The organism is Collinsella sp. wc0529, assembly GCF_046116875.1.
GTDB lineage: Bacteria > Actinomycetota > Coriobacteriia > Coriobacteriales > Coriobacteriaceae > Collinsella.
Genome location: NZ_JBJXBO010000002.1, coordinates 427163 through 451119, shown reverse-complemented (window position 1 = coordinate 451119; position 23957 = coordinate 427163). Strand labels below are relative to the sequence as shown.

Annotated in this window: 21 protein-coding genes and 1 riboswitch; of the genes, 13 read left to right on the top strand and 8 right to left on the bottom strand. The window is 60.3% G+C overall.

Features of this window, described 5'->3' with window-relative positions; genetic code table 11:
* Positions 1 to 4: 4 nt before the first annotated feature.
* Positions 5 to 913 (bottom strand): HAD-IIB family hydrolase, encoded by a 909-nt coding sequence (locus tag ACKUTP_RS08600; protein ID WP_409064106.1) that lies wholly within the window; start codon positions 911 to 913, stop codon positions 5 to 7.
* A 93-nt stretch (positions 914 to 1006) separates the two neighbouring features.
* Positions 1007 to 1117: riboswitch (TPP riboswitch) on the top strand.
* Positions 1118 to 1168: 51 nt separating this feature from the next.
* Between ACKUTP_RS08600 and thiM the strand changes: the two genes are divergently transcribed.
* From thiM to ACKUTP_RS08585, 3 genes are read left to right on the top strand one after another with little or no spacing between them, the layout of a single operon-like run.
* Complete coding sequence (thiM, locus tag ACKUTP_RS08595; RefSeq protein ID WP_343006613.1) at positions 1169 to 2008, top strand: hydroxyethylthiazole kinase; 840 nt, start codon at positions 1169 to 1171, stop codon at positions 2006 to 2008.
* Between the two features lie 3 nt (positions 2009 to 2011).
* Entirely contained in the window at positions 2012 to 2353 is a 342-nt protein-coding gene (locus ACKUTP_RS08590; RefSeq protein WP_409064105.1) for an MTH1187 family thiamine-binding protein, read from the top strand.
* Positions 2350 to 3045, top strand: coding sequence for a thiamine phosphate synthase (locus tag ACKUTP_RS08585; protein ID WP_409064104.1), 696 nt, complete (start codon positions 2350 to 2352; stop codon positions 3043 to 3045). Before ACKUTP_RS08590 ends, ACKUTP_RS08585 begins: the two co-directional genes overlap by 4 nt.
* 102 nt (positions 3046 to 3147) lie before the next feature.
* Here the strand turns inward: ACKUTP_RS08585 and ACKUTP_RS08580 are convergent, their stop codons facing one another.
* Positions 3148 to 4017 (bottom strand): patatin family protein, encoded by an 870-nt coding sequence (locus ACKUTP_RS08580; protein ID WP_409064103.1) that lies wholly within the window; start codon positions 4015 to 4017, stop codon positions 3148 to 3150.
* A gap of 323 nt (positions 4018 to 4340) precedes the next feature.
* Between ACKUTP_RS08580 and ACKUTP_RS08575 the strand changes: the two genes are divergently transcribed.
* The 7 genes from ACKUTP_RS08575 (at position 4341) to ACKUTP_RS08545 (ending at position 12933) form a co-directional block, all read left to right on the top strand.
* Positions 4341 to 7058: an EAL domain-containing protein gene (locus ACKUTP_RS08575; protein ID WP_409064102.1), complete on the top strand. Its 2718-nt coding sequence runs from the start codon at positions 4341 to 4343 to the stop codon at positions 7056 to 7058.
* Positions 7059 to 7185: 127 nt separating this feature from the next.
* Positions 7186 to 8715 (top strand): diguanylate cyclase domain-containing protein, encoded by a 1530-nt coding sequence (locus ACKUTP_RS08570; protein ID WP_409064101.1) that lies wholly within the window; start codon positions 7186 to 7188, stop codon positions 8713 to 8715.
* 74 nt (positions 8716 to 8789) lie between these two features.
* A complete protein-coding gene (locus ACKUTP_RS08565; protein WP_409064100.1) occupies positions 8790 to 9413 on the top strand; it encodes a flavodoxin family protein in 624 nt (207 codons plus the stop codon).
* A 17-nt stretch (positions 9414 to 9430) separates the two neighbouring features.
* Positions 9431 to 9772 carry an arsenate reductase family protein gene (locus ACKUTP_RS08560; protein WP_409064099.1) on the top strand — a complete coding sequence of 114 codons (342 nt, stop codon included), beginning with the start codon at positions 9431 to 9433 and terminating at the stop codon, positions 9770 to 9772.
* Between the two features lie 86 nt (positions 9773 to 9858).
* A complete protein-coding gene (locus ACKUTP_RS08555) occupies positions 9859 to 10989 on the top strand; it encodes a GTP-binding protein (RefSeq protein WP_409064098.1) in 1131 nt (376 codons plus the stop codon).
* Between the two features lie 101 nt (positions 10990 to 11090).
* Positions 11091 to 11690 (top strand): tRNA (cytidine(34)-2'-O)-methyltransferase, encoded by a 600-nt coding sequence (locus tag ACKUTP_RS08550; protein ID WP_409064097.1) that lies wholly within the window; start codon positions 11091 to 11093, stop codon positions 11688 to 11690.
* A 142-nt stretch (positions 11691 to 11832) separates the two neighbouring features.
* Positions 11833 to 12933 carry an ATP-binding protein gene (locus tag ACKUTP_RS08545; protein ID WP_409064096.1) on the top strand — a complete coding sequence of 367 codons (1101 nt, stop codon included), beginning with the start codon at positions 11833 to 11835 and terminating at the stop codon, positions 12931 to 12933.
* A gap of 39 nt (positions 12934 to 12972) precedes the next feature.
* Here the strand turns inward: ACKUTP_RS08545 and ACKUTP_RS08540 are convergent, their stop codons facing one another.
* The 4 genes from ACKUTP_RS08540 to ACKUTP_RS08525 form a co-directional block, all read right to left on the bottom strand.
* A complete protein-coding gene (locus tag ACKUTP_RS08540) occupies positions 12973 to 15453 on the bottom strand; it encodes an excinuclease ABC subunit UvrA (protein ID WP_409064231.1) in 2481 nt (826 codons plus the stop codon).
* Positions 15454 to 15478: 25 nt separating this feature from the next.
* Complete coding sequence (locus ACKUTP_RS08535) at positions 15479 to 16597, bottom strand: AAA family ATPase (RefSeq protein WP_409064095.1); 1119 nt, start codon at positions 16595 to 16597, stop codon at positions 15479 to 15481.
* Positions 16598 to 16690: 93 nt separating this feature from the next.
* Entirely contained in the window at positions 16691 to 18694 is a 2004-nt protein-coding gene (locus ACKUTP_RS08530) for a GTP-binding protein (RefSeq protein WP_409064094.1), read from the bottom strand.
* Positions 18695 to 18948: 254 nt separating this feature from the next.
* The gene (locus tag ACKUTP_RS08525) at positions 18949 to 19437 is read right to left on the bottom strand and encodes an N-acetyltransferase (RefSeq protein ID WP_409064093.1); all 489 of its coding nucleotides are present in this window, start codon (positions 19435 to 19437) and stop codon (positions 18949 to 18951) included.
* A gap of 77 nt (positions 19438 to 19514) precedes the next feature.
* Here ACKUTP_RS08525 and ACKUTP_RS08520 point away from each other — a divergent pair, with 77 nt between their 5' ends.
* Positions 19515 to 19811 (top strand): hypothetical protein, encoded by a 297-nt coding sequence (locus ACKUTP_RS08520; protein WP_055310006.1) that lies wholly within the window; start codon positions 19515 to 19517, stop codon positions 19809 to 19811.
* Between the two features lie 48 nt (positions 19812 to 19859).
* Here the strand turns inward: ACKUTP_RS08520 and ACKUTP_RS08515 are convergent, their stop codons facing one another.
* Positions 19860 to 20564 (bottom strand): class I SAM-dependent methyltransferase, encoded by a 705-nt coding sequence (locus ACKUTP_RS08515; protein ID WP_409064092.1) that lies wholly within the window; start codon positions 20562 to 20564, stop codon positions 19860 to 19862.
* A 434-nt stretch (positions 20565 to 20998) separates the two neighbouring features.
* Here ACKUTP_RS08515 and ACKUTP_RS08510 point away from each other — a divergent pair, with 434 nt between their 5' ends.
* The gene (locus ACKUTP_RS08510) at positions 20999 to 21400 is read left to right on the top strand and encodes a hypothetical protein (protein ID WP_055286664.1); all 402 of its coding nucleotides are present in this window, start codon (positions 20999 to 21001) and stop codon (positions 21398 to 21400) included.
* 128 nt (positions 21401 to 21528) lie between these two features.
* Here ACKUTP_RS08510 and ACKUTP_RS08505 read toward each other — a convergent pair whose 3' ends face one another.
* The gene (locus ACKUTP_RS08505; protein ID WP_409064091.1) at positions 21529 to 22344 is read right to left on the bottom strand and encodes a putative RNA methyltransferase; all 816 of its coding nucleotides are present in this window, start codon (positions 22342 to 22344) and stop codon (positions 21529 to 21531) included.
* Between the two features lie 216 nt (positions 22345 to 22560).
* Between ACKUTP_RS08505 and ACKUTP_RS08500 the strand changes: the two genes are divergently transcribed.
* Positions 22561 to 23943: an MATE family efflux transporter gene (locus tag ACKUTP_RS08500; RefSeq protein ID WP_409064090.1), complete on the top strand. Its 1383-nt coding sequence runs from the start codon at positions 22561 to 22563 to the stop codon at positions 23941 to 23943.
* The last annotated feature ends 14 nt before the right edge of the window (positions 23944 to 23957 follow it).

Below are 23957 nucleotides of genomic sequence, written 5' to 3'. Positions count from 1 at the left end.
CTCCCTAGACGTTCGTGACGTCGAAACCCGTCGCATCCATCTGACGCATAAACGGCGGCATCTCCCCCGTCGCGGCGCAGGCGGCAATCTGATGCAGAGCCCCGGCAACCGCATCGTCTGCCGCAGCGCCGATATGCCAGCGCGCGGCAGCCGTGACGGCCTCGTTGGCATTGGCGACTGCAACGGAGTTGGGAACGGCATCGATCATGGGCAGATCGTTATCGGAATCGCCAAATACGGCCACCTCATCGGTCGTCAGGCCCAAAGCGCGCGCCAGCTCCAGTGCAGCGCAGCCCTTGTCCCAACCGGCCGGAAGGATGTCAAGCAGGCGCACTCGATTGTTGGGAAACACAAGCGAGAGTTCCGGCACCTCAGCGGCAACGCGCTCGCGTAGCTCCACGAGCTCCTCACGTGAACGGGCACTCCAAATATTCGCCTTAAACACCGGCGCATCATCGACGACGGGACGGCACGGGGCCTCTTCGCCCTTGAGCCACGCGTTGCCGCCCGACTCCATGGCGCGGCGTACGCGCTCGGGATCGCTCGTCACGCAGTAGGCATCGTTATTCCAAAAGTCATCACCCAGGCTGTAGACCTTCAGATACGTATCGTCGGTCTCCTGCTCCAAGTAGTCAGCCAAACGCATAAGGGCGGCGTTGTCGGTCGCGCGCGAAGCGACCGCCTGACCGTCGACAAACATTACCTGGCCGTTGCAGAACGCGCCGGTCGAGAAGCACTCGACGCAATTGCGGAACATCCAGCCCATCGCGGACGGCTGGCGACCCGAAACCGGGCCAAAGTGCAGACCCGCCGCCTGCATGGCATGAATGCCCTCGATGGCGTAGTCGCTGGCGCCGTCATGCCCGGCTGGAATCAGCGTATCGTCCATATCGGTCAGCACAAGTTTAATCATAAGGCCCCCATTCGTATCGGTCCTACCTATTGTAACGACCTGCCAAAATAAACCTGTCCCTTTTTGGCAGGTGCGCTAGTATAGGGAACAACAGATTCGATGCGGGAGTGCCGGCGGTGCAAACCACAAGGCTGAGAGGGCATGGGGCCCAATCCTTTGAACCTGTCAGTTAATGCTGGCGTAGGGAGCATGCCGCCTTTACAGGGGCGCTGTCTATGCACAGCGCCCCTTTTCTATGCCAAGGAGGCATGTGCAGTGATTGATTCGGAACAGCTTAAGCAAAATGTGGTCAAGGCCGTGGAGGAGATTCGCGCCACCAATCCGATGGCCGGCTCCATCACCAACACGGTGACGATCGACTTTGTCGCCAATGCTCAGCTCGCCGTGGGCGGTTCGGCCGCCATGGTCTATCTGCCCGACGAGGGCGAGGCGCTCGTTGCCGGCGGCGGCGCCATCTATCTCAACATGGGCACGCTCTTCCCCATCTACGAGCAGACGATTCCCCGCGCGGCCAAGGCGGCACACGACGCCGGCAAGCCCTGGGTGCTCGATCCGGTGGGCCTGGGCATCGGTAGCCTGCGAACCCAGCTGGTAAACGAGCTCAAGCAGTACAAGCCTGCCATCGTGCGCGGCAACGCCTCCGAGATCATCGCACTCGCCGGCCTGTGGGGTCTTGAGGGCGAGGCAGCTGATCTGAGCCGCGTGCGCGGTGTCGATACCACCGACACGGTCGACGCCGCCCGCGATGCCGCTGTGGCGCTCGCCCGCTACACCGGCGGAGCCGTAGTGGTCTCGGGCGAAGTCGACCTGATTACCGACGGCACGACGGTGGCCAAGTCCCACGGCGGCAGTCCGCTCATGTCCAAGATCACCGGCTGCGGCTGCTCGCAGGGTGGCGTGCTGGCTGTGTACGCCTGCGCTGCCGATCCGTTTACGGCAGCCATCTGCGGCACCGCCGTCTACAACGTTGCCGGCACGCGTGCCGCCGCTGTCGCCGATGCCCCGGCAAGCTTTAAGGTCGCCTTTATCGACGAGCTCTACCGCGCGACCGCCCAGGATATTGCCGATAACCAACTCGAGCTCGAGGAGGCATAAGCCATGTCCGAGCCCGCAACCAATGCCGGCATGAACACACTCGTCGCCGTGGCCATCGCCCCGTGCGGCACCGGCGATGAACTGTCCGCCGAGGTCGCCGAGGTCGTGCGCGTCATTCGCGAGAGTGGCCTTCCCAACCACACCACCTCGATGTTCACCGAGATCGAGGGCGACTGGGACGAGGTCATGCAGGTCGTGCGCGACGCAACCTTTGTGTTGGCGAGCAAGGGCATCCGCACCGAAGTCGTGCTCAAAGCCGATATTCGACCCGGATTTACCGACACCATGACCGGCAAACTCGAGCGCATGGAAGCACAGATCAAAAAGCAGGAGGAAGCACGATGAGCATCCGCGACAACCTTGATATCTCGGCCTATCTAGTACTCGGCCCCGAAAACACGCTGGGACGTCCCGTGGGCGATGTGGTGGCCCAGGCGCTCGACGCAGGCTTTACCTGCATCCAGGTGCGCTCCAAGGTGGCAAGCGCCCGCGAGATCATCGCACTGACCGGCGACGCCGCGCAGGCAATCGCACAGGCTGGCAAGACCGGTCAGGTCGCCCTGTTAATCGACGACCGCCTGGACTGCGTACTCGCCGCGCGCGAGCAGGGTATTGCTGTCGACGGCGTGCACGTGGGCCAGAGTGATATTCCCGTCGAGGTCTGCCGCAAGCTTCTGGGCCCCGATGCCATCGTGGGCCTTTCGGCACGCTGCGAGGAGATGCTCGAGTACGTCAAGACCGCCGACATGAGCCTGGTCGACTACCTGGGCATCGGCCCGCTCCACGAGACCGAGACCAAACGCGATTGCGGACGCGCAGCCGATGGCTCCATCATCACCAAAAGCTTTGAGGATCTGGCCGCACTCCACGCGGCAAGCCCCGTGCCCATCGTGGTGGGCGGCGGCGTCAAGACGGCCGACCTGCCGCAGCTCAAGGCCACCGGCGTCGATGGCTTCTTTGTGGTGAGCGCCGTCTGCAGTGCCGACGACCCCTACGCCGCAGCCAAGGAGCTCGTCGATACCTGGCAGCGGGCATAGGCATAAGCCGAGCAGCCGATTCGCAGCCTCATATTCTTCAGCAACGGAAAGCGCATCCCAGCTTGGACCTCCATTCCGGGGCGCGCTTTCCGCATGCGACCCTTACCCCGCCAGATACGCTTCCAGCGTGGGCAAGGTCGCCTCCGCATCGCGGCGACCGATCTGGTAGATGCGTTCGAGTTCATCGGGCTCGCGGCACAGCGACGGCACCTTCACCGATTCACTCGGACGCACCACAAAAATTTCGCCGGCAGCCTCGCGACGTGCCAGGTCATCGAGCGTGGCATTGTAAACCTCATGCCGATGCTCAAGCGCTGCGACAAACTCCGGATAGTGACGGAACACGCGACGTAGCATGGGCATCACGCTGTTGGGCTGCTTCACAAAGCGCGCCGGCTGCGTGAGTACCACGATATTGCGGTCATACCCCTGCGCAAACAGCCATGCACTGGGAATAGAATCAGCCACGCCGCCATCCAGGTACTTACGGCCCTCAATGGCGACAGGACGCGTCGCCACGGGAATTGCCGACGACGCCCGGATCCACTCGATATCCCTCTCGTCGCCATACGGCAGATCGTGGTAGACGGCCTTGCCCGTCTCGATATCGGTACACACGCACGTAAACCGCATGGGGCAGGTGCGATATGTCTCCAGGTCGATGGGATCGCGCTCGATGGGCACCTCGTGATAGGCAAAGTCGGCATTGAACATATCGCCGGTTCGCAGCCAGCTGGCCACGCCTGCATAGCGCTTGTCGGCACAATAGGCCTTGTTGTAGCGAATGGCGCGGCCGATCTGGCGCGATTTAAAGTTGTAGCCAAACGCCGCGCCCGCCGAGACACCCACCATATGGTCGCAGGTCAAACCGTGCTCCATCCAAACGTCGAGCACGCCCGCCGTATACATACCGCGGTAGCCGCCTCCCTCGAGCGCGAGTCCCACCGTGCGCGTCGTATCCGGCTGTGCCATGCGACCATCTCCGTTCCTGCGTTTAAAACCGGGACAAGTATACCCGTCAACATATATCGTCTCAGTCGCATTTTTATCGGACATCGCATCGTCGCGCTGCCGTTTGTCGAATAATGGCCGCCCACAGCATGTGCACCCATATATAATTGTGTGCTGTTGTTTATACTACGCAGTAGTTATCAACAGCGAACATTAGCCGGTAAATTAGCCCAACAACGCAGCGAGGCGGGGGCCTGGATACACGCAAAGCGCCGAACAACAACGCGTGTGCACAACGAGCTCGCCCGACGCAATTCGCCCGACCTCAGAAAGCCGCTTACGACATGGATACTGTCAGCAATTACACCGAAACGCTCGAAAAGACCGTTCGCGACCTTCTCGAGCGTCAGGATGATCTGATTAGGACTGCCTTTACCGACCAGCTTACCGGACTTGGCAACCGCGGCGGCTTTGCCCGTTCCTTAGAGGAAATCTGGGAGCAGGAACTGCCCGTGACCATGGCGTTTATCGACATCGATAACCTTAAGCACTGCAACGACATCTTTGGACATGACGAGGGCAACCGCTATATCTTGCAGGTAAGCCTCTATCTCAAGCTGTATATGAAGGTGGACGAGGCGGCGTTTCGCATAGGCGGCGACGAGTTTGCCATCCTATCTACGGTTGCGACCGAGGACGACCTCGCCGAGCGTCTTGAGCACTGCCGAACGGTCCTGCTCAAAAACAACGATTCCGAGATGCCTCACTCGTTTAGCTATGGAGTGTCGCATGCCGACCCCGCCCTGGGCGAAGCCCCCAATCGCATGACGCTCGATGCCGACCATCGCATGTACGACTACAAGCTACGTCATGCCATGCACCTTGATCGACGCAATATCACGCAAGTCCACGCCGACGACTTCGAAATAAGCGATCGTATTTTCGACGCCTTTTCGATGCTCAACGAGGGCCGCTATTTCTTTATCGAGAACTTGGACAAACATCGCACCCTTTGGTCACAAGGCGCCTTGCGCGATCTTGGCCTTCCCTCGGAGCACATAGACAACTGCCGCGATTACTGGAAAACGCGCGTCCATCCCGATGACCTTGAGGCCTACATCAACGACATCGACCAAGTCTATAACGGCACCAAGCACCGTCGCGTCATGCAGTATCGTGTGCGCAATGCCGTCGGCGACTACGTCCTTTGCCGTGCTCGCGGGTTTCGTATCGACGGCGACGGAAATGTCCCCTCGCTCTATGTCGGCGAGCTCGTCAACCACTCACTTGCCGAAACCGTCGATGCCGCCACAGGCCTCGGAACGCAGCGCATGCTGGCCAACGCCATCGACGCCTGCCGTTGCGACCGTTGCGAGACGGGCCTTATAGCGGTGCGCGTTCGTGGCACGACAAAGCTCAACGAGCTCTACGGGGCCGAGGCTGTCGACAACATGCTCGCCGAATACGCAGGCCGCATGCTGTCGATCACCCGCGGTAGGAGTCGCGTCTTCCGTTCACGAAGTGTCCAGTTCGTCGTGCTCAGCAACGATTTGGACCACGGGGCATTCGAGCAACTGACCCGCCACCTTAAAGAGGCCGTTTTCGCTCCTGTTCAAATCGCGGGCGACACCATTACTCCCGTCTGTCTTGTCGTCCCAGCCTTCTACGAGCACTTAACCCATCAAGCGACCGCCGTTTTAGGCGAACTCGAGCGTCGCCTTCGCACGGCCGGCGGGCTTGTTCCCAACGACAGCCTCCCCATACCCGAGGCGGAGCGCAAAAGCGCCATCGCCGAACGTATCGACCCGCTCACGGGCCCCTATCGACCCAGCGAGTTTATGCGACGCGCCAACGCATTTCTCGAGGCAAGGCGCGACGGCGCTTGGTGTATCGCCACCGTCGACATGGGCCACATGCGCCTATTTAACGAATGGTATGGACAGGCCGAAGGCGACCGTATGCTTGCCGATGTGGGCACGGTGCTCAAGGATATCGAGAACGCCGACATGGGTGTCGCGGGATACTGGGGACAAGACGACTTTTGTCTGCTCATACCCTTTGAGCACGATTTCGTTCACCGAGTCTATGCGCGCGTGCGCGAGGCTGTAGCCAAGCACAACGACGGCGTAGGTTTTTGGCCGTCCATGGGCGTTTACCCCATCGACTCCAATGGGGAGATCACCATCGATGCGCAGGCGAAGGCCATGTTTACCAATCGACGCGCAAAAAACGACTTTAAGGAGCGCATTGCCATTTTCTGCCCCGCGGAGTACGAGCGCGAAGTCGCGTTCCACCGCACGCTGACCGAATTCCAGTACGCGCTCTCAGATGGTCGTATTACCTACCACTTGCAGCCCCAGGTCGATATGGAAACCGGTAAGATTATTGGCGCCGAAGCACTCACCCGCTGGATTGACAAGGACGGCTCTCTCATTTCGCCCGCAACGTTTATCCCCGCACTCGAAGAAAGTGGCTTTGTGGTGACGCTCGACAAGTACATTTGGCAGAGTGTCGCCTCGTGGCTGCGCAAGCGCATCGATCGAGGACTTCGTGTGGTTCCGGTTTCGCTTAATGTGTCGCGTGTGGATATCCTTGCCTGCGACGTTGCCGAACATATGGGGGCGCTTGCCGCCCAATACAACCTACCGCCCGAGCTCATGCGTATCGAGATCACTGAGACGGCTTATACGGAAGAGTCCGAGGCCGTGGACAAACTGACGGCCGACCTGCACACCCGCGGCTTCTCGACCTATATGGACGATTTTGGCACCGGTCAGTCCACGCTCGCGATGCTCAAGAACGTCAACGTCGACGTCATCAAGCTCGACCGCGCCTTTGTACCCACCGACCGCGATCAAGGCCGCAGTACGCAGATCGTGTCATCGATGCTCGAAATGGCGCAGTCGCTCCATCTACCCGTCGAGGTCGAAGGCGTCGAGACAAATGAGCAGGCGAACATGCTACGACAAATGGGCGCCCGCTACGCTCAGGGCTTCCTCTACTACCGCCCCATGCCGGCGAAGGATTTTGAGGCATTGCTCGATGGTGGCAATAACAACTGATACGTTCGCGCGCAAAACGCCACCGCCGAAGGGGGAATTTGCCTCCATTAGCTAACTTATATCCCCAATTCAAACCGAATTGGGGATATGATACAAACCATTGTTCCGCCCAAGGAGGTTATCCATCATGAACGAGTCATATCGCCTGGGTGAGCAATTGATTATTGCCTATCTTCAGCGACTTGCGAATGGCATCTCGACCGCCGAACTCGATGTTGCCGCGCTGCCTGCTGAGCTACGCGCCGTTGGTGAGCAACTGCAAAAGACGCATGCTATCCTGCAACAAGAGCGCCAGCTGCTTGAGCGCAACGCCTATATCGATCCGCTCACCAACTTGGGCAACCGCAGCGGACTCGACCGTCACGTCGAGCAACTCTGGCGCAAAGGCGACCCCTTCACCTGCGCCTATATTGACATCGACCATCTCAAGCATTGCAATGATAGGTTTGGCCACGCCGAAGGCAATCGCTATATTCTGAGCATCTGCCGCACGCTCTCCGAAACCATGGAGCACGATGAGATGCTGTTCCGTATCGGTGGAGACGAGTTTGTGCTCATCTCGCCCTCCGCAAACGAGGCTGAACTCGAGCAGCGCTTGGAGCAGGTACGTGCCGGGCTGATCGAGGCGAGCTCAGGCGGCAAGGCGCCCATGATCGGCAGTTTTAGCTTTGGCTGCTCGCGCGTCGATCCACTTGCCGGCGACACGCGTCGCCAGATGACGATGGATGCCGATTGCAAGATGTATCGCTATAAGCTTATGCATCGTGTGCAGCAACCGAAAGACAATGATGCGCCGCAACGCCCAATCGTCGATCAGCTTCCCTGCAACGACCGAGTGTTCCAAGCGATCTCCATGAGCTCCGAGACGCGCTATCCGTTCATCCTTAACCTCGATACGGGAGAATCGCAATGGTCGGTCAACGCCGTGCGCGATTTTGACCTGCCCTCCCAGCACCCTTTTAACTCGGTCGATATGTGGCTTGCCCGCGTTCATCCCGAGGACCGCGACAACGTACGCGCCGAGCTCGACATGGTGATAAACGGCACGTGGCACTTCCACTACATGCAGTATCGCGTAATGGATGCCACTGGAAAATACGTGCTTTGCGACTGCACGGGCTACCGCTTGGATGGAACCGATACCGAGCCCAACATGTATGTGGGCATTATCATCAACCGAAGCTTGGCAGATACGACCGATTCCGTGACCGGCCTGGGCGATATTCACGCCCTGGTCAACGCCATTGGCGAAATGCGTCGCGTGCCGCGCAAGGCAGGCTTTATTGCCATTAAGGTCGACGATATCGCCGAAGTCAATGCCCGCTTTGGATTCGATGCAGGCGACCGCGTGCTCGCCGAAAGCGCCGCCTGCCTCATGGATTGTTCGCGCGGCAAGGGTCGCCTGTTCCGCTCGACGGGACCAATGTTCGTGGCGCTTTTCGATGAGCTCGGCCCCGAGGCAATCGACGAGCTCGCAAACGAAATCGAACGATTCCTGGGTTCTCCCGTGCTCATCGGCTCGCTTGAATATCAGCCGCCCATTCGCGTGGCCACGCTCCATCTGAACAGCGTTGACCGACAGCCCGTTTCCATTTTGAACGAGCTCAAAGCGTTGCTCGGGAAAGCCGTGCAGGTGCCAGGTACCAAACTGGATTAGCACCGCGCCCGCGCCGCCTCCCCCATCGTGCGATAATCCTCTGCAGAAGTCACCAAAAGCAGAGGGAGTTTGTGATGAAGGTTCTTTTGGTCAATGGCAGCCCCAAGGCAAACGGCAACACCGCCCGCGCACTCGCCGAGGTCGCCGAGCAGCTCAATGCCGAAGGCATTGATACCGAGGTGTTTCAGCTGGGCGCCAAGCCCATTCGCGATTGCATCGGTTGCGGCCAGTGCGGCAAGCTTGGCGGTCGCTGCACCTTTGACGATGATGTAGTGAACGAGCTCATCGCTGCCGCCGAGCAGGCAGATGGCTTTGTTTTTGGCTCACCTGTCTACTATGCGCACCCCAGCGGCCGCATCCTTTCGGCCCTCGATCGCGCCTTCTATGCCGGCAGCAAGGCCTTTGCGCACAAGCCGGGCGCTGCCATCGCCGTCGCCCGTCGCGGCGGCACGTCGACGACCTTCGACGTACTCAACAAGTACTTCACCATCAACCAGATGCCCGTGGTTGCCTCCACGTACTGGAACAACGTGTTTGGTCGCGTGCCCGGCGACGCCAATGGGGACGCCGAGGGCCTTGCCACCATGCGCAACATCGGCAAAAACATGGCCTGGCTCCTTCGCTGTATCGAGGCAGGACAGGCCGCCGGCATCAACGCACCCGAGGCAGATCGAGCAACGACCAACTTCATCAGGTAGAACGGCGGAACAAATACATGAACGTGCAGATTTTTGGCACCAAAAAGTCCTTCGATACCAAGAAGGCGCAGCGCTTTTTTAAGGAGCGCCGCATTAAGGTGCAGTTTATTGACCTTAAGGAAAAGGAGATGAGCAAGGGCGAGCTCACGAGCGTGATGCAGGCGGTCGGCGGCATCGACAAGCTGCTCAATCCCAAAACCAAGGACGAGGAGACGCTCGCGCTCATCCAGCACCTTACCCCCAGTCAGCGCTTCGACAAGCTGCTCGAGAACCAGCAGGTTCTAGCCGAGCCCATCGTGCGCAACGGCAAAAAGGCCACCGTCGGTTATTGCCCCGATGTATGGGGAGCCTGGGAGTAGCTTGTGTTATTTGCCGGCGCGTGGGTATAAGAGCAGGCGTTTGGCATAAGATTCAACTGTAAGCCATGTCTAACAAAGGAGGGCACATGCCCAACAAACCCGTGAAGATCATCATGCTTACCGGATACCTCGGTGCCGGCAAGACCACGCTGCTCAACCACATCCTCGCTAACGACGGCGGCATCCGCGCCGCCGTGATCGTCAACGATATCGGCGAGATCAACGTCGACGCCAGCCTCATCGCCGACGGCGGCCTTTCCGAGACCGACGACCTCATCCCGCTCACCAACGGCTGCATCTGCTGCACGCTTTCGGACGACCTTGCTAACCAGCTGCAGGGCATCGCCGATTCGGGCAAGTTCGACTACATCATCATCGAGGCTTCGGGCATTTGCGAGCCTATCCCCATCGCCTACACCATCTCGAGCTTCTGCGACGAGGCCAAGGTGGGCGGCGAGCCCAAGCTCGCGCTCGACAACATCGTGGCCGTGGTCGACTGCGCCCGCATGTACGACGAGTTCAACGGCGGCCGCGACCTGCTGGCTGAGGATATCGACGAGGACGACATCGAGAGCCTGCTCATCCAGCAGATCGAGTTTTGCTCCACGCTGATCCTCAACAAGACCGATACCGTGAGCCCTGAGCAGATCGCCGAGCTCAAGGCCATCGTGCGCAGCCTGCAGAAAGACGCCGTGATCGTCGAGGCCCAAAACGGCGAGGTCCCCATGGAGGAGCTGCTCGATACCGACCGCTTCGACTTTATGCGCGCCTACAACTCCGCCGCCTGGATCGAGGCCATGGAGCATCCCGAAGAGCACGACGACCCCGAGGTGCTCGAGTACGACATCGAGACCTTTGTGTACTCGCGCCGCAAGCCGTTTGACCTGCAGAAGTTCACCGATTTTGTTGAGCAGGAGTGGCCCGACGAGGTCATCCGCGTCAAAGGTCCGCTGTGGCAGACTGGCGATCCGGACATGTGCTACATGTTTGAGCAGGCCGGCCACCAGATGCGCCTGATGGAGAACGGCCTGTTTGTCGACTCGGCGCCCGAGGGCGAGAAGCAGAAGATCATCGACGAGAACCCCGAAATCATGCAGATTTGGGACGACGAGACGGGCGACCGCATGACGAGCCTGTGCATCATCGGCCGTCACATGGACAAGGATGCGCTCATCGCCTCCCTCGATGCCTGCCTGACCGACTGGCACCGCGCCTAGGTTTATCCAAGCGGGTATTTTTCCGCCTACGTAACCGCCAAACCACCACGAAGGTGCCTGTCCCCTTCGTGGTGGTTTTTCGTTCTGAGCCAAGGAGATTCATGTTCAATATCGTGCTGTATGCGCCCGAGATTCCGGCCAATACGGGCAATATCGGCCGTACCTGCGTGGTCGCCGGCGCCCGTCTGCATCTGGTGGAGCCACTGGGCTTTTCGCTCGACGACAAGACGGTACGTCGCGCCGGCCTGGGCTACTGGCAAAACTTGGACGTGACGACCTATGCCGACTGGGAGGATTTCCTTGCGCGCAACGGCCTCTCCCCCGCCGATGGCCGCCTGCATCTGCTGACCAAAAAGGCACGCCGCACCTATGCGCAAAGCACCTACCGCGACGGTGACTATTTGGTCTTTGGCAGCGAGAGCTCGGGCATTCCCGAGCCACTGCTTGCCGCGGCGCCCGAGCGCTGCGAGCGCATCCCCATGCTGCGCGATTGCGACTCACTCGATAACGCCGAAGCTTGGGAAGCTCACGAGGAATCGCTCGGGCATACCGAGGACAGCCACGAGGCCATCCTTCAGCAGGATATCTGCGGCAACTTCGTCAATCCGGACGACTATCGTATCAGCGCACTCAACCTCTCCAACAGCGCCGCCATCGTCCTCTACGAGGCGCTGCGCCAAACAGGCTTTCCGGGAATGTGACAAAGGGGCTGTCCCTTTGTCACATTCAAGCGCCACGCCGACGGCACACACCTAATTAATGCTCTAGATAACGAGCCGTCACTTTTAATCAGAATTAACTAAAGTAAAATGAAATTAAACGACGGTGTGAAAGGAGAGCCTTGTGAAATATCTCGAGAACCCATTTACCCCCAGTTTTGGCGAGGTTCCTGCCCATCTCGCTGGCAGACAACAGATTATTCGGGATTTGGACCGCGCCTTCTTGAGCCAGCGCAGGCGCCCAGAATTGACCTCGATCTTCTCAGGCGCGCGTGGAACCGGTAAAACCGCTCTCATGTCGTCGCTCGCGACAAGGGCGGAATCCCACGGCTGGATAGCCGTAAAGACGACCGCGCTCCCGGGAATGCTTGAGGAAATCGAGTTCGGGGCGAAACGCGCCGCAGCCCATCTCATCGACTCGTCCAGCCACTTCGAAGTCACCGGTCTCGGAATTGCACCGCTCGGCAGCATCGAGGTCAATCGCGTTCACGATGCCTCAACCTGGCGTTATCGCATGAGCGACATCATCGACCAGCTCAACGAGGCGGGCACCGGTCTGCTCGTCACGGTTGACGAGGTGGACCCGACACTCAACGAGATGATTCAGCTCGCAGCGACGTATCAGCACTTTGTGACCGATGGGAAACGCGTCGCCCTGCTCATGGCGGGACTTCCCAACAACGTATCGACGCTACTGAACCACAAGACGGTCTCGTTCCTTCGCCGCGCCCAACAATATCATCTGGGCCGCATTGCCGACTATGACGTGCGCGAGGCCTTGATTCGCACAATCCAGGAAAACGATCGCCTGGCAGATGCTGAGGGAATCGATCGAGCCGTTCGCTCGATCTCTGGCTTTCCCTTCCTATTGCAACTCGTAGGCTACCGTGCCTGGGACCTCACAAGCGATTCGAAGGAAATCTCGTCACGCGACTTTGACCTGGGAATCAAAATCGCGCGCGACGAGATGGACGACCGAATCCTCGCGGCAACCTATCGGGAACTCACGGCAGAGGACAAGCGATTCCTCATCGCCATGCTCGATGACGAGGAAGAGTCCACCACCGCTGACCTTGTCGAGCGCCTTAAGCGTTCGCCGCAGCAGGTCTCCCGCTACCGACGCCGCATGATAGACGCCGGCATCATCGGGGAGCGAGGACGAGGGCTCGTCGCATTTGAATTGCCATTCTTCCGCGACTATCTCGCAGCTCAATGCGTGAAATAGAAGTCAATGCGACAAAGGGGTGCCCCTTTGTCGCATCGCCTATAGATAGCGGCCGGTAATGCTCTTGGAGCAGGCCGCGATGTCGCCCGGCGTGCCGGCGCAGACGATTTGCCCGCCCGCGTCGCCACCGCCCGGGCCCATGTCGATCACGTAATCGGCGTTACGGATAAGATCGAGGTCGTGCTCGATCACGACAACCGTGGCGCCCTTGGCAACAAGGCCGTCAAACACGTTCAACAGCACCTGAACATCGAGCGGATGTAGTCCGATCGTGGGCTCGTCAAATACGAATACGGCATCGTCCTGCACGCGGCCCATCTCGCTCGCAAGCTTAAGGCGCTGCGCCTCGCCGCCCGAAAGCGCCGGCGTGGGCTCACCAAGCGTGAGATAACCCAATCCCAGGTCGTGCAAGGTCTGCAAGCGCGTCTGAACTTTCTTGAGCCCCAGTGTGGCGTCGATGGCCTCGTCCACGCTCATGTCCATGAGCTGCGGCAACGTAAGCAGACTCCCGTCCTTGCCCTCGCGATGGATATGCGAAGCCGCGTCTGCATAACGCGAACCACGACATGCCGGGCAGACGATCTCGACGTCGGGCAGAAACTGCACGTCGAGCGATATCGAGCCCGTGCCATCGCACGTAGGGCAGCGCAAGGCGCCAGTGTTGTAGCTAAAGGCACCCGCCTTGTAGCCGGCTGCCTTGGCCTCGGGCGTACGGGCGAAGGCGCGGCGCAGCTCATCATGGATGTCGGCATAGGTCGCCACCGTCGAGCGCACGTTGGCGCCGATAGGCGTGGCGTCAATCAGGTTGGCGCGTGCGATACCCTCGGCGTCGACCCAGCGCACATGGCTTGGCAGGCGCTCGCCAGCTGCCTGGGCTCTAAGCGCCGGAATGAGCGTCTCGAGCACCAACGTCGTCTTGCCCGAACCCGAAACGCCCGTCACCGCGACAAGACGGCCGCGCGGAATATCGACTTCGAGCGGCTTGACGGTATGGATGGCATTAGTTGCCATGCGGATGTGGCCCTGATCAAACATTTCCTCGTCAGTCACCTGCGGGCGCAAACGCTTGGGGTCTGCGCGCAAAAACGGTGCGATGCGGCTGCCCTGCGATTGTTCGACCTCGTCAACCGTACCAGCGGCGATCACATTGCCGCCGCCTGCTCCGGCAACGGGGCCCATCTCAACCAGATAATCAGCCTCCGCCAACACGCGCGTATCGTGGTCGACAACAACCACGGTGTTGCCGTCGCCCACTAGGTCGCGCATCACACCCACCAATCCGTCGACATTGGCAGGATGCAGGCCAATTGAGGGCTCGTCCAGTACATAAAGCACACCCGTCGATCGGTTGCGCACCACGCGGGCGAGCTGCACGCGCTGACGCTCACCCGTGGAGAGCGTGGCACCGGCGCGATCGAGCGAAAGGTAATCGAGACCCAGGTCGACCAGACGACGAGCCGTGCCCAAAAACGAATCGCAGATATCCGCTGCCATGGGCCGCATCTCGGGCGGCAAGGATGCGGGCACCCCGCGCACCCACTCAATCGCATCACCAAGCGTCATGGCCGCCGCCTGTGACAGATTGATACCGCGCACCTGGGGCTGGCGCGCAGCCTCGGAGAGACGCGTACCGTCGCAATCACGGCATGGGCCCTCGCGCAAAAAGCGCGCAACGCGTTTTAAGCCCTTATCGTCCTTGACCTTGGCGAGCGCATTCTCGACGGTATAGACGGCGTTGTAATAGGTGAAGTCGAGCGGCGTGGCACCCTCGCCGTTTTTGGGAACGTAAAGAATGTGCTTCTTAACCGCCGGGCCGTGGAACACGATGTCGCGCTCTTGAGGCGTGAGCTGGTTAAACGGCACGTCGGTACGCACGCCCATCTCGCCGGCCACCTGCTTCATCAGATCCCACATAAGCGTACCCCAGGGAAGCACTGCGCCCTCGTTGATGGTCTTTGACTCGTCGGGCACCAGGCTCGCCTCGTCCACCTCGCGCATGACACCGGTGCCGCCGCAGATAGGGCACGCACCACCGCTATTGAAAGCCAAATCCTCGGCACTCGGCGCGTAGAACTCGCGGCCGCACGTCGGACACGTGAGCGACAGGCCTGCGGCCACGTTAAGGCTCGGCTCCAAACGCGCCCCGCAATGCGGGCATACGTGATGGGCGCAACGGCTAAAGAGCAGACGCAGGCTATTGTTGAGCTCGGTCATGGTGCCAAAGGTAGAACGCACGCCCGGCACGCTGGGGCGCTGATGCAATGCGAGCGCCGCCGGCACGTGCAGCACCTCGTCCACCTGGGCATGTTCGGCCTGCGTTAGACGACGGCGGGTATAGGTGCTTAGCGCCTCCAGGTAGCGACGCGAGCCCTCGGCATAAAGAACCCCCAGCGCCAGCGAACTCTTGCCCGAGCCCGACACGCCGGCAATACCCACGAGCTTTCCCAGCGGAATATCGATATCGATGTCCTTGAGGTTGTGGACGCGCGCGCCACGCACCTCGATAGCCTGCGGGCTCATCTTCTGTTCCGTCACCTTTATCACCCTACTCGTGCCATAAAATGCGGTCGCGGATATACTCGCCCAGCATGGGCACGGTAAACCGGACGAGGCCATATCCGGCAGCCTCGATGACGCGCTCGCGAATCAGGCTTGCGCGATATTTACTCGCCCAGCTCTGGGTGCGATCACAGCGCTCAATGATATCCGCCATGCGCGTCGGTTTACCCTCATCAGCAGCCATAGTCTCGATAAAGAGGCGTTGCGGACTGCGCAGCCCGTAATACAGGGGCGCGTCAACCGCTTCGTAGAACTCGGAGACGGCATCCGCATGACCATCCTCGACATCGCGCTCTTCAATGACCTGCGAGCCACGCCGGACAGCAGACCGCCACATGTAATAGCCCACCAGCTGAACCATGTAGGGATGCCCCATGCTCTTGCGCGCCGCAAGGTCCGCTGTCTCCGCGTCAACGTAAAGACCAGCGTCTTTGACCGTCTGGACATATGAATCGCGCACCTTGGGCAAAGATATCGCCCCCAGCGTACGCTGCTGGGCACGCCGCAAAAACGTCACGCTCGGCTCTTCGAGCAGGTCGTCAACCATACTGGGTAAGCCGGCGAACACCAGCGCAAGACCGCGCTGGTCGCTATCGGGCAAGCCCGTAGCATCCTGGTCTCCGAGCACCTGCTGATAGAGAACGGCAAGAGCCGCCAGTTCCTCGATAGACGCCGATTGCGCCTCGTCAATCGCAAACAGTATGCCCTTGCCTGGACTGAGCTTCTTGAGACGCTCGTTGACCAGCCCTCGCAACGTCTCGCCCTTTGCTCGCGCCGCCTCGACCGACATCCGGCCAAACGACGGACCGAACTCCATTGACGTCACAACGGGTTTATTCGAGCGAAGCGCGTCGGCCAAGCGGTCGCATAAGCCAAGCGAAGCGGAATCGGAGACAACCGCCCATCCGCGCTCGCTGGCCAGACGTTGCAGCTCCCGCAGGAGAACTGTCTTGCCGCAGCCGCGGTTTCCCGTAATGAGCATGAGCCTGCCCGGCGCTCCGGCGCCGTTATCGAGCCCTTCCTCGAAATCTTCGATGACCGACTCGCGACCAATGAGCATCGGAGGCCGCTTGCCTGCCGTTGGCTTAAAGGGATTTGGATTCATGTCGGCCTCCTCGGATTGGCAAACCCTGGTAATAGTTATACCAACTTATACCGAGTTATACCAATAGCATGTGACAAAGGAACTGTCCCTTTGTCACATGTGGCCGAAAAACTCGGCGTCTGCTGCTCGCCAGGGGCGGAAGGTGGCGGGATCGATCTTTACGTGCGCCGCGGCGGGTACGTCGTACCATTTGACCGTGTAACCGGCGCCGTGAGAGCAAAAGACCGAGTCGGGCGTGTTGGGCAGATCGGCCTCGGGCTCATAGGCGGCCGTCTCGATTACGTGCTCGACATCATGGCAAGCCGCATAGCCGGCGGACTCCAGGTACAGATGCCCGCGACCGCTCGTGTAGGCAGCCACCTCCAGCGCGTAATCCTGCACCTCGGAAGCCGGCACGCGACCCACAAGCTTCGCCCGGTCTCCCGCCATCGTCGGCGACTCGTACTCGGCACCCATGCGCGTGGCATCCGAGAGCGCCCGGCCCACGCACTCCCCCGGCACCTCGAGCTCAAAGCGATACCACGGCTCCAACAGCACTGCCGCGCCGGCCTCACGCGCCTGCATGAGCCCCTGGCGAATCGCGCGGTACGTGGCCTGGCGAAAGTCGCCGCCCTCGGTGTGCTTGGCATGCGCGCGGCCGCCCGTGAGCGTAATGCGCACATCGGTGATGGGCGAGCCGGTCAGCACGCCCAGATGATCGCGCTCCATGGCGTTGGTGAGCGCCAAACGCTGCCAGTTAAGATCGAGCTCGTCGGTCGAGGTCACGGTGCCAAACTGCACGCCCGAACCCGCTGGCAACGGCTCCAGGCGCAAATGTACCTCGGCATAGTGGCGCAGCGGCTCAAAGTGGCCCACGCCCTCGACTGGCTGCGAAATAGTCTCCTTATAGAGAATGCCGCCAGACTCAAACGCAACCGAAAGGCCAAAACGATCGGCCAACACCCGCTGCACGACCTCGAGTTGCACGGCGCCCATCAACTGCAAATGAATCTGCTCGAGATGCGTATTCCAGCTTACGCCGAGCATGGGATCTTCGTCGGCAAGCTCGGCCAGTGCCTGGAACACCGTATGGACATCGTGTTCGCCCGGAAGCACCGTATAGGTGAGGACTGGCGCAATGACAGGTGCATTGCCCGCGGGCTCCGCGCCCAGGGCATCACCCGGGCGAACGTGTGCAAGGCCCGTCACGGCGCAGATGCCGCCAGCGGCAACTTCTTGGGCAAGCTCATACTTTTCGCCGTTATAGATGCGTACCTGATCGACCTTCTGCTCCCATGCCTCGGCACCGGAACGTCCGTCAATCATCTGCTTGGCATGCAACGTGCCGCCGGTCACTTTAACCCAAGCCAAGCGCTCGCCGCGATCCCCTCGGCTGACACGATAGACGCGCGCGGCAAACTCCGGGAGCCACGCCTGTTCACGCATCAGCGCACATATGCCATCCAACAGCTCGTCCACGCCTTGGTCCTTGAGCGCCGAGCCGGCAAAACAGGGAAAGAGCTTGCGCTCGGCAACCATGCGCGGCAGCGTCGCGACGGAAAGCTCACCCGCTTCAAAAAACTCCTCGAGCGCCGCCTCGTCCAACGCAGCAGCGTCCTCCTGAACGGCGCCGCCCGCCAGCAGTTCGTTGGCATCCAGGCAGCCTTCGGAAAGACGCTGCCCAAGTTGTGCCAGCAAAACATCGCGGCCGGGATTCTCCAAATCGATTTTGTTGATGAAGATGAACGTCGGGATGTCATAGCGCGCAAGCAGGCGCCACAGGGTTTCGGTGTGTCCTTGCACGCCGTCGTTGGCGCCTACAACCAAAATCGCGTAGTCGAGTGCGCGCAGCGTGCGCTCCGCCTCGGCAGAAAAATCGACATGCCCCGGCGCATCCACGAGCATGACGTGGGCATCGCCATGGTCGAGCACGGCCTGCGACGAGAAAATCGTGATGCCACGCTCGCGCTCGATCGCGTTTGTATCCAGATGCGAATCGCCATCGTCCACGCGGCCGCGCTTGCGAATGCGACCCGCGTTGAACAGCATGGCCTCGGCCAACGTGGTCTTGCCGGCATCGACATGCGCCAAGATTCCAACGACCGCTTGCTTCGACATGGCTCTCCTCTTATTACAAGCCCATCGCACGCGGCAACGGGCGTCCTCGTTCCACACTGGATGATACAATTTGCGTGCCGGCGGGCGAAGCGGGCCCTATCCCCCGACCGAGCTCATCGCCCCGCGTTGCCGCGCGGCGATTTTCGTAGGTTCGCGCCTTGCGAAAGCCGGCTTGCAAAACAGCGCAGCGAACGAAAATAGCCCCACCCGGGGCCATTTTCGTTCGCACGAATTGTTGATGCGCGCCCTCGATCTTATGCCTCGCGCAACCAATCGAACGCAACGCGCGGTGTGCCGTCCGATACATGCACGACGCCGGCACGCTCGAACCCCGCCTTAATGCTCGCACCCTGCATGGGCAGGTTATCCTGATGCGTGTCGATGCGCAGGTGATCGGCACGTTCTTTGGCAAAGGCAAACATCGCAGCCGCGATACCGTGCACGGTGCCGTCGGATGCCACACGGTGCAGCACGGCGTACGGAGTGTCGCTACGCCATTGACCGTCCTCAATGACGTCATAGCACTCGTCCGGGCCCGGTAAAAAGGCAAACGTCGCCACCACGCGGCCGTCGACTTCGCACACATAGCTGCCACCGGCGGCGATATCGGCAGCCAGCTGCTCGGCAGAAGGCGTGCCCTCGGGCCACTGCGTGGCGTTGCCATGCGCACGCATAAAGGCGCGGGCCGCGTCATAGATAGCCATGACGGCGGGAATGTCGGTATCGAGGGTTTTTCTGATCATCACGCGGCGACCTCACGTTTATTGGTATCACTTTGATTGAGCAATGATACCAACGTTTGGAGAAGGGCGCGAAGCAGATGGGGAGCAAAAAGCGAGCCGCCTGGTCAAAGGCCAAAAGCGAGTTTTTGGGCGCTGCCACCGGCGGCGATATGAGCGACCTGTTTGCGCGCGAGGATGAGCGCCGCGACGCCCTGGACGCCGAGCGAGATGAGGCCTGGCGCTACAAGTCGTGCGAGCGAAAAAACCGTTACGACACGCGCGCCGAGGCCGAGGCCGTTATGGCCGACTGCGAAAACCGCGGGCGACGTGGTTTGGCCTGCTACAAATGCGAGTACTGCGGCGGCTGGCATCTGACGTCGCATCCTTGGAAATAGACTCCGCATCGGCACGGCACTGACGGAGCGCCAACCATCGCACGCAAGCTACGGGCGCGGCGGAACCAAAACATCGTAGCGAACGGCCTTGCCCGCAAGTTGATAGCTCGGCTTAACGCCGGCAAGCAGTGGCCCCTTCACCGGCCGCTTGATAACCACCTTGCGCGGGTGAACCGCAAGCGCAGCTTCGACCAACGTCTCCTCATCGGCGCACGGCTGCTCCAGATGATGCAAGAGTTGGAACTTCTTTTTAACCGCCGCGCTCTTGGTGCGTCCGGGAAACATGGGGTCCAGATACACCACGTCAGGAGCGGTGAGCTCGCCCTGCCCGATCAGCTCAGCTGTATGGCGAAGGCCGGCAATGCTGTCCTCGCCCGCATGTAAGCGCATGCGCGCCACGGCTGTCGCAAGCGCCGGATCATCTGCCGCGCGATCCAAGGCATCCTTGAGGAGCGCCGCGATCACGCAATCCTGCTCATACAGATCGACGCTAAAGCCCGCGGCCGCCAGCAGCAGCGAATCCTCGCCAAAGCCTGCCGTGGCGTCAATCGCCCATGGGCTCTCGATGCCTTTTGCGCGCGCAGCCTTTACCAGCAGTTCTTGCTGCAGACGGCCCTGCTTGAGCCGTGGAAGCATGCGGCCAAAATCGGCACGCAGCTCCATCGTGCCGTCGGTAAGCGTGAGGCCCTCGGGCTTCCCGATTAGCTCAAGCCCCGCGGACCGAGCAACAGAAAAGGGATCGACGACGCCCATGGGTACTCCTTAACAAGCAAAACGAATACGCGAGCGCCGTTTATGTCGGCACCCAACCGTCCTCTATTGTCCCACATGCGACATGGCCCACAGCATCCCAATGCAAAGCACCGCCATCAATCCCGTGCACACGGCAGCGATCACAGAATCACCCATGCGCCTTCCCAACGACCGCGGCTCATGCACTTGCCCTGCTCCGTACATCATGGCTCCTCCTTGAGACCAGCTCTTACCATGGACCCATCATCGCAGCGCCGCGCATACGCTGCCATCGATTTGACTTACGCCCAGCTTTCTTTTTTGAAAGGTTGGACCGTGCGGGCAAGAGACGCTTTCAAACGCATGCATCGCCCCGTTGAATTACAATGTGCTTCACGATATGTGCAGTACATTGGGTGCGCCAAGTTGGCGTACTCGTATCGAAAGGACCAGCCATGAGCTTCACTCGCAAGACTCTCAAAATCCTTGCTCTCATCTACTTTGTTTTGGGCATCGCCAGCCTCGTCACCGCCGGCGTCGGTATCGCCACGGGCGGTCTCGATTCCACGTACGGTTCGTACGCCACGCTCGCAGCGGTCGTGCTTATCGCCAAGGGTCTCGTCGACCTTGCCGCAGGCGTCGCCGGTATCAAGGGCGCCAACAAGCCTTCGCAGGTGGACGGCGCGTTTAAGCTCGGTATTGTTGCCGCGGTCGCCACGCTTGCCCAAGCGGTGCTCACGCTTCCCGCGTTTGGCGGCGACGCCATCAACTTTGGCGCCTTTGTCATCGTGGTGTACGACCTGTTCTTTGTTCAGCAGGCACACGCCGTTAAGGCCGAGAACAAGGACCGCCTGTAGGCACCTGTCTCCCATAGCCCCTGCTATCAAGCAGCTAAAAAGGGCCGATCGCGCATCTCCGCGGTCGGCCCTTTACGTTTGCCCAGATAAAACCTACCAAAATAAACCTGTCCCTTTTTGGCAGGTTGTTAGCTGTGGCGGTACTCGGCGATGATGAAGTCGATGTCGGTTTGAAGGGTGTCCAAGTTTGCCAGGCGCTCTTTGTCGGCAGGGCGCGTGCGGTAGTAGTACGGCGTCATCTGGAACACCGCCTCGATGTCTGCCTGAGTCTGGAGCGTAATGTGCGCAGACACCCGCTGCGTTCCGACTAACTCGAGCTCGGTGGTCTTCGGCAGCTTCTCATCGTTAAGGTACGGCGTGTCGTAGAGCACCTCTTTGAGCCCAAAGAGATGACGAGCACCCGGTACCACGGTATAGAGTGAACCCTCTGGCGCCAGCACGCGGGCAAACTCGCGCTCGTTAAAGGGAGCAAAGAGTTCGGTCACCATATCGAAGGCGCCATCGGCCACGGGGATGTCCTTCATGTTGGCCACGAAGTAGGTCGCATCGCCGCGCTTGGCGGCAAGGCGCACCATCTCTTTGCCCAGGTCAAAGCCGTAAGCATCCACGCCCGGCACCGCGCCCATGGCGCTGGTGTAGTAGCCCTCGCCGCAGCAAATATCGAGCAACGTCATGGGGCCGTTCGTAGACGCAGCGCACCCAGCCGCCCGCTCACGCACCAGCTCGACCATTGCATCGCGCAACGGCGCATAGTAGCCACGGTTTAGAAAGTCACGACGGCTGCGTGCCTGCGACTTGGGATCGCCCATGGAGTCGCCGCTCTTGGACGAGCGCAGTAGATATAGATAACCCTCGCGCGCACGGTCAAACCGGTGTCCGCCCGCACATGCGGCCCCACGCTCATCGTCCACCAACGGTTCATGGCAAACGGGACACAACAACATGGCAACTCCTTAGCGCGAACAACACAACGCCCACCATTGTCTCACGCCTTCCCCACCTAGTCATTGGGGACGTTCTTGAATGACTAGTTAGAAGAGATAAGGAGTGTCCCCAGCTGCCGACAGAAAAGGAACGTCCCCAAGTGCCGACTGGTTGCATTAGGAGTATCATCATCTGCGCAAATAAGCACGAAAGAGCATGTTAGAGATTGAGAGCGTATGGCTGACACCGTATCTAAGCACATTGACATGACCACCGGCTCGCTGTGGCGCAATATTCCCCTGTTCGCCTTCCCCGTGGCCGCCACGAGCATCTTGGAGCAGCTGTCGAACCTCATCGCCACGGTCATTATCGGTAACTTCTCGAGCGACCAGGGAACCCTCGCCATGGCGGCGGTCGGCTCCAATGTTCCGCTTACCAGTCTTATGCTCAACCTGTTTATTGGCATGTCGCTTGGCTCCAACGTGGTCATCGCCAACGCTATCGGCCGCAACGATCAGAACATGGTCAAACGCGCCGTCCATACCTCGATTTTAATGGCACTCGTGGGCTTTGTCGTCATCGCTCTGGGCGAGATCTTTGCCGAGCCCATGCTCGCCGCGCTCAACGTTCCCGCCGAGACCATGCCGCTCGCCTCACTCTATCTACGCGTCTTTTTGCTGAGCATGCCCTCGATTTTGCTCTACAACTTTGAGGCCGCGATCTTCCGCTCCGTCGGCATCACCCGCATGCCGCTGCAGGCGCTTGCCGTGTCCACCGTCCTCAACATTGGCCTGGACCTCATCTTTGTCCCCGTACTTCACTGGGGCGTCGCGGGCGTCGCCATCGCCACCGCCATCGCCTACACCGTCAGCGCCGCTACGCTCTTTATCCGCCTGCTCAAGACCGACTCTGTCGTCCGCGTCACCCCGCGTGACTTGGCTATCGACCCCGTCGCCCTCAAGCGCATCGTCAAGATCGGCCTGCCCGCCGGCATCCAAAGCGCCGTCTTTGCCGTCGCCAACATCATCATCCAGTCCGCCATCAACAGCCTGGGCACCGAGGTCATGGCGGCATCGAGCGCCGCTATGAGCTTGGAGTACGTGTGCTATAACCTGCTCAACAGCTTTAGCCAGGCTTGCACCACCTTTGTGGGACAAAACCACGGTGCCCGCCAGATCGACCGCTGCACCAAAACGCTCAAGGTCTGCCTGGTCGAAGGCGGTATCGTCGCGCTCACCACAATTATCGTTATTGTCGGCCTGGGGCGTGAGATCTTGTCGCTGTTCAACAGTGATCCCAACATCGTCTCGATCGGCTATATCCGCGTGTGCTCGATCTTCCCGGCGTACGCCTTTAGCATGTTCTACGAAAACATGTCCGGCTACCTGCGCGGCTTTGGTATCTCGCTCACGCCCGCCCTCATCACCATGATCTGCGTCTGCGGCATCCGCTTCTATTGGGTGTTCTGCGTGTTCCCGCACTTCCGCACCTTTGCGAACATCATGATGGTCTACCCCATCAGCCTGGGCACCACGGCGTTCTTTATGGTCGTGGCGGTGCTACTCTGCCACCCGGCACGCACCTATCGCGCCACCCAAGCCAAAGCGACAGCCCGCTAAACACCGCACCCAAC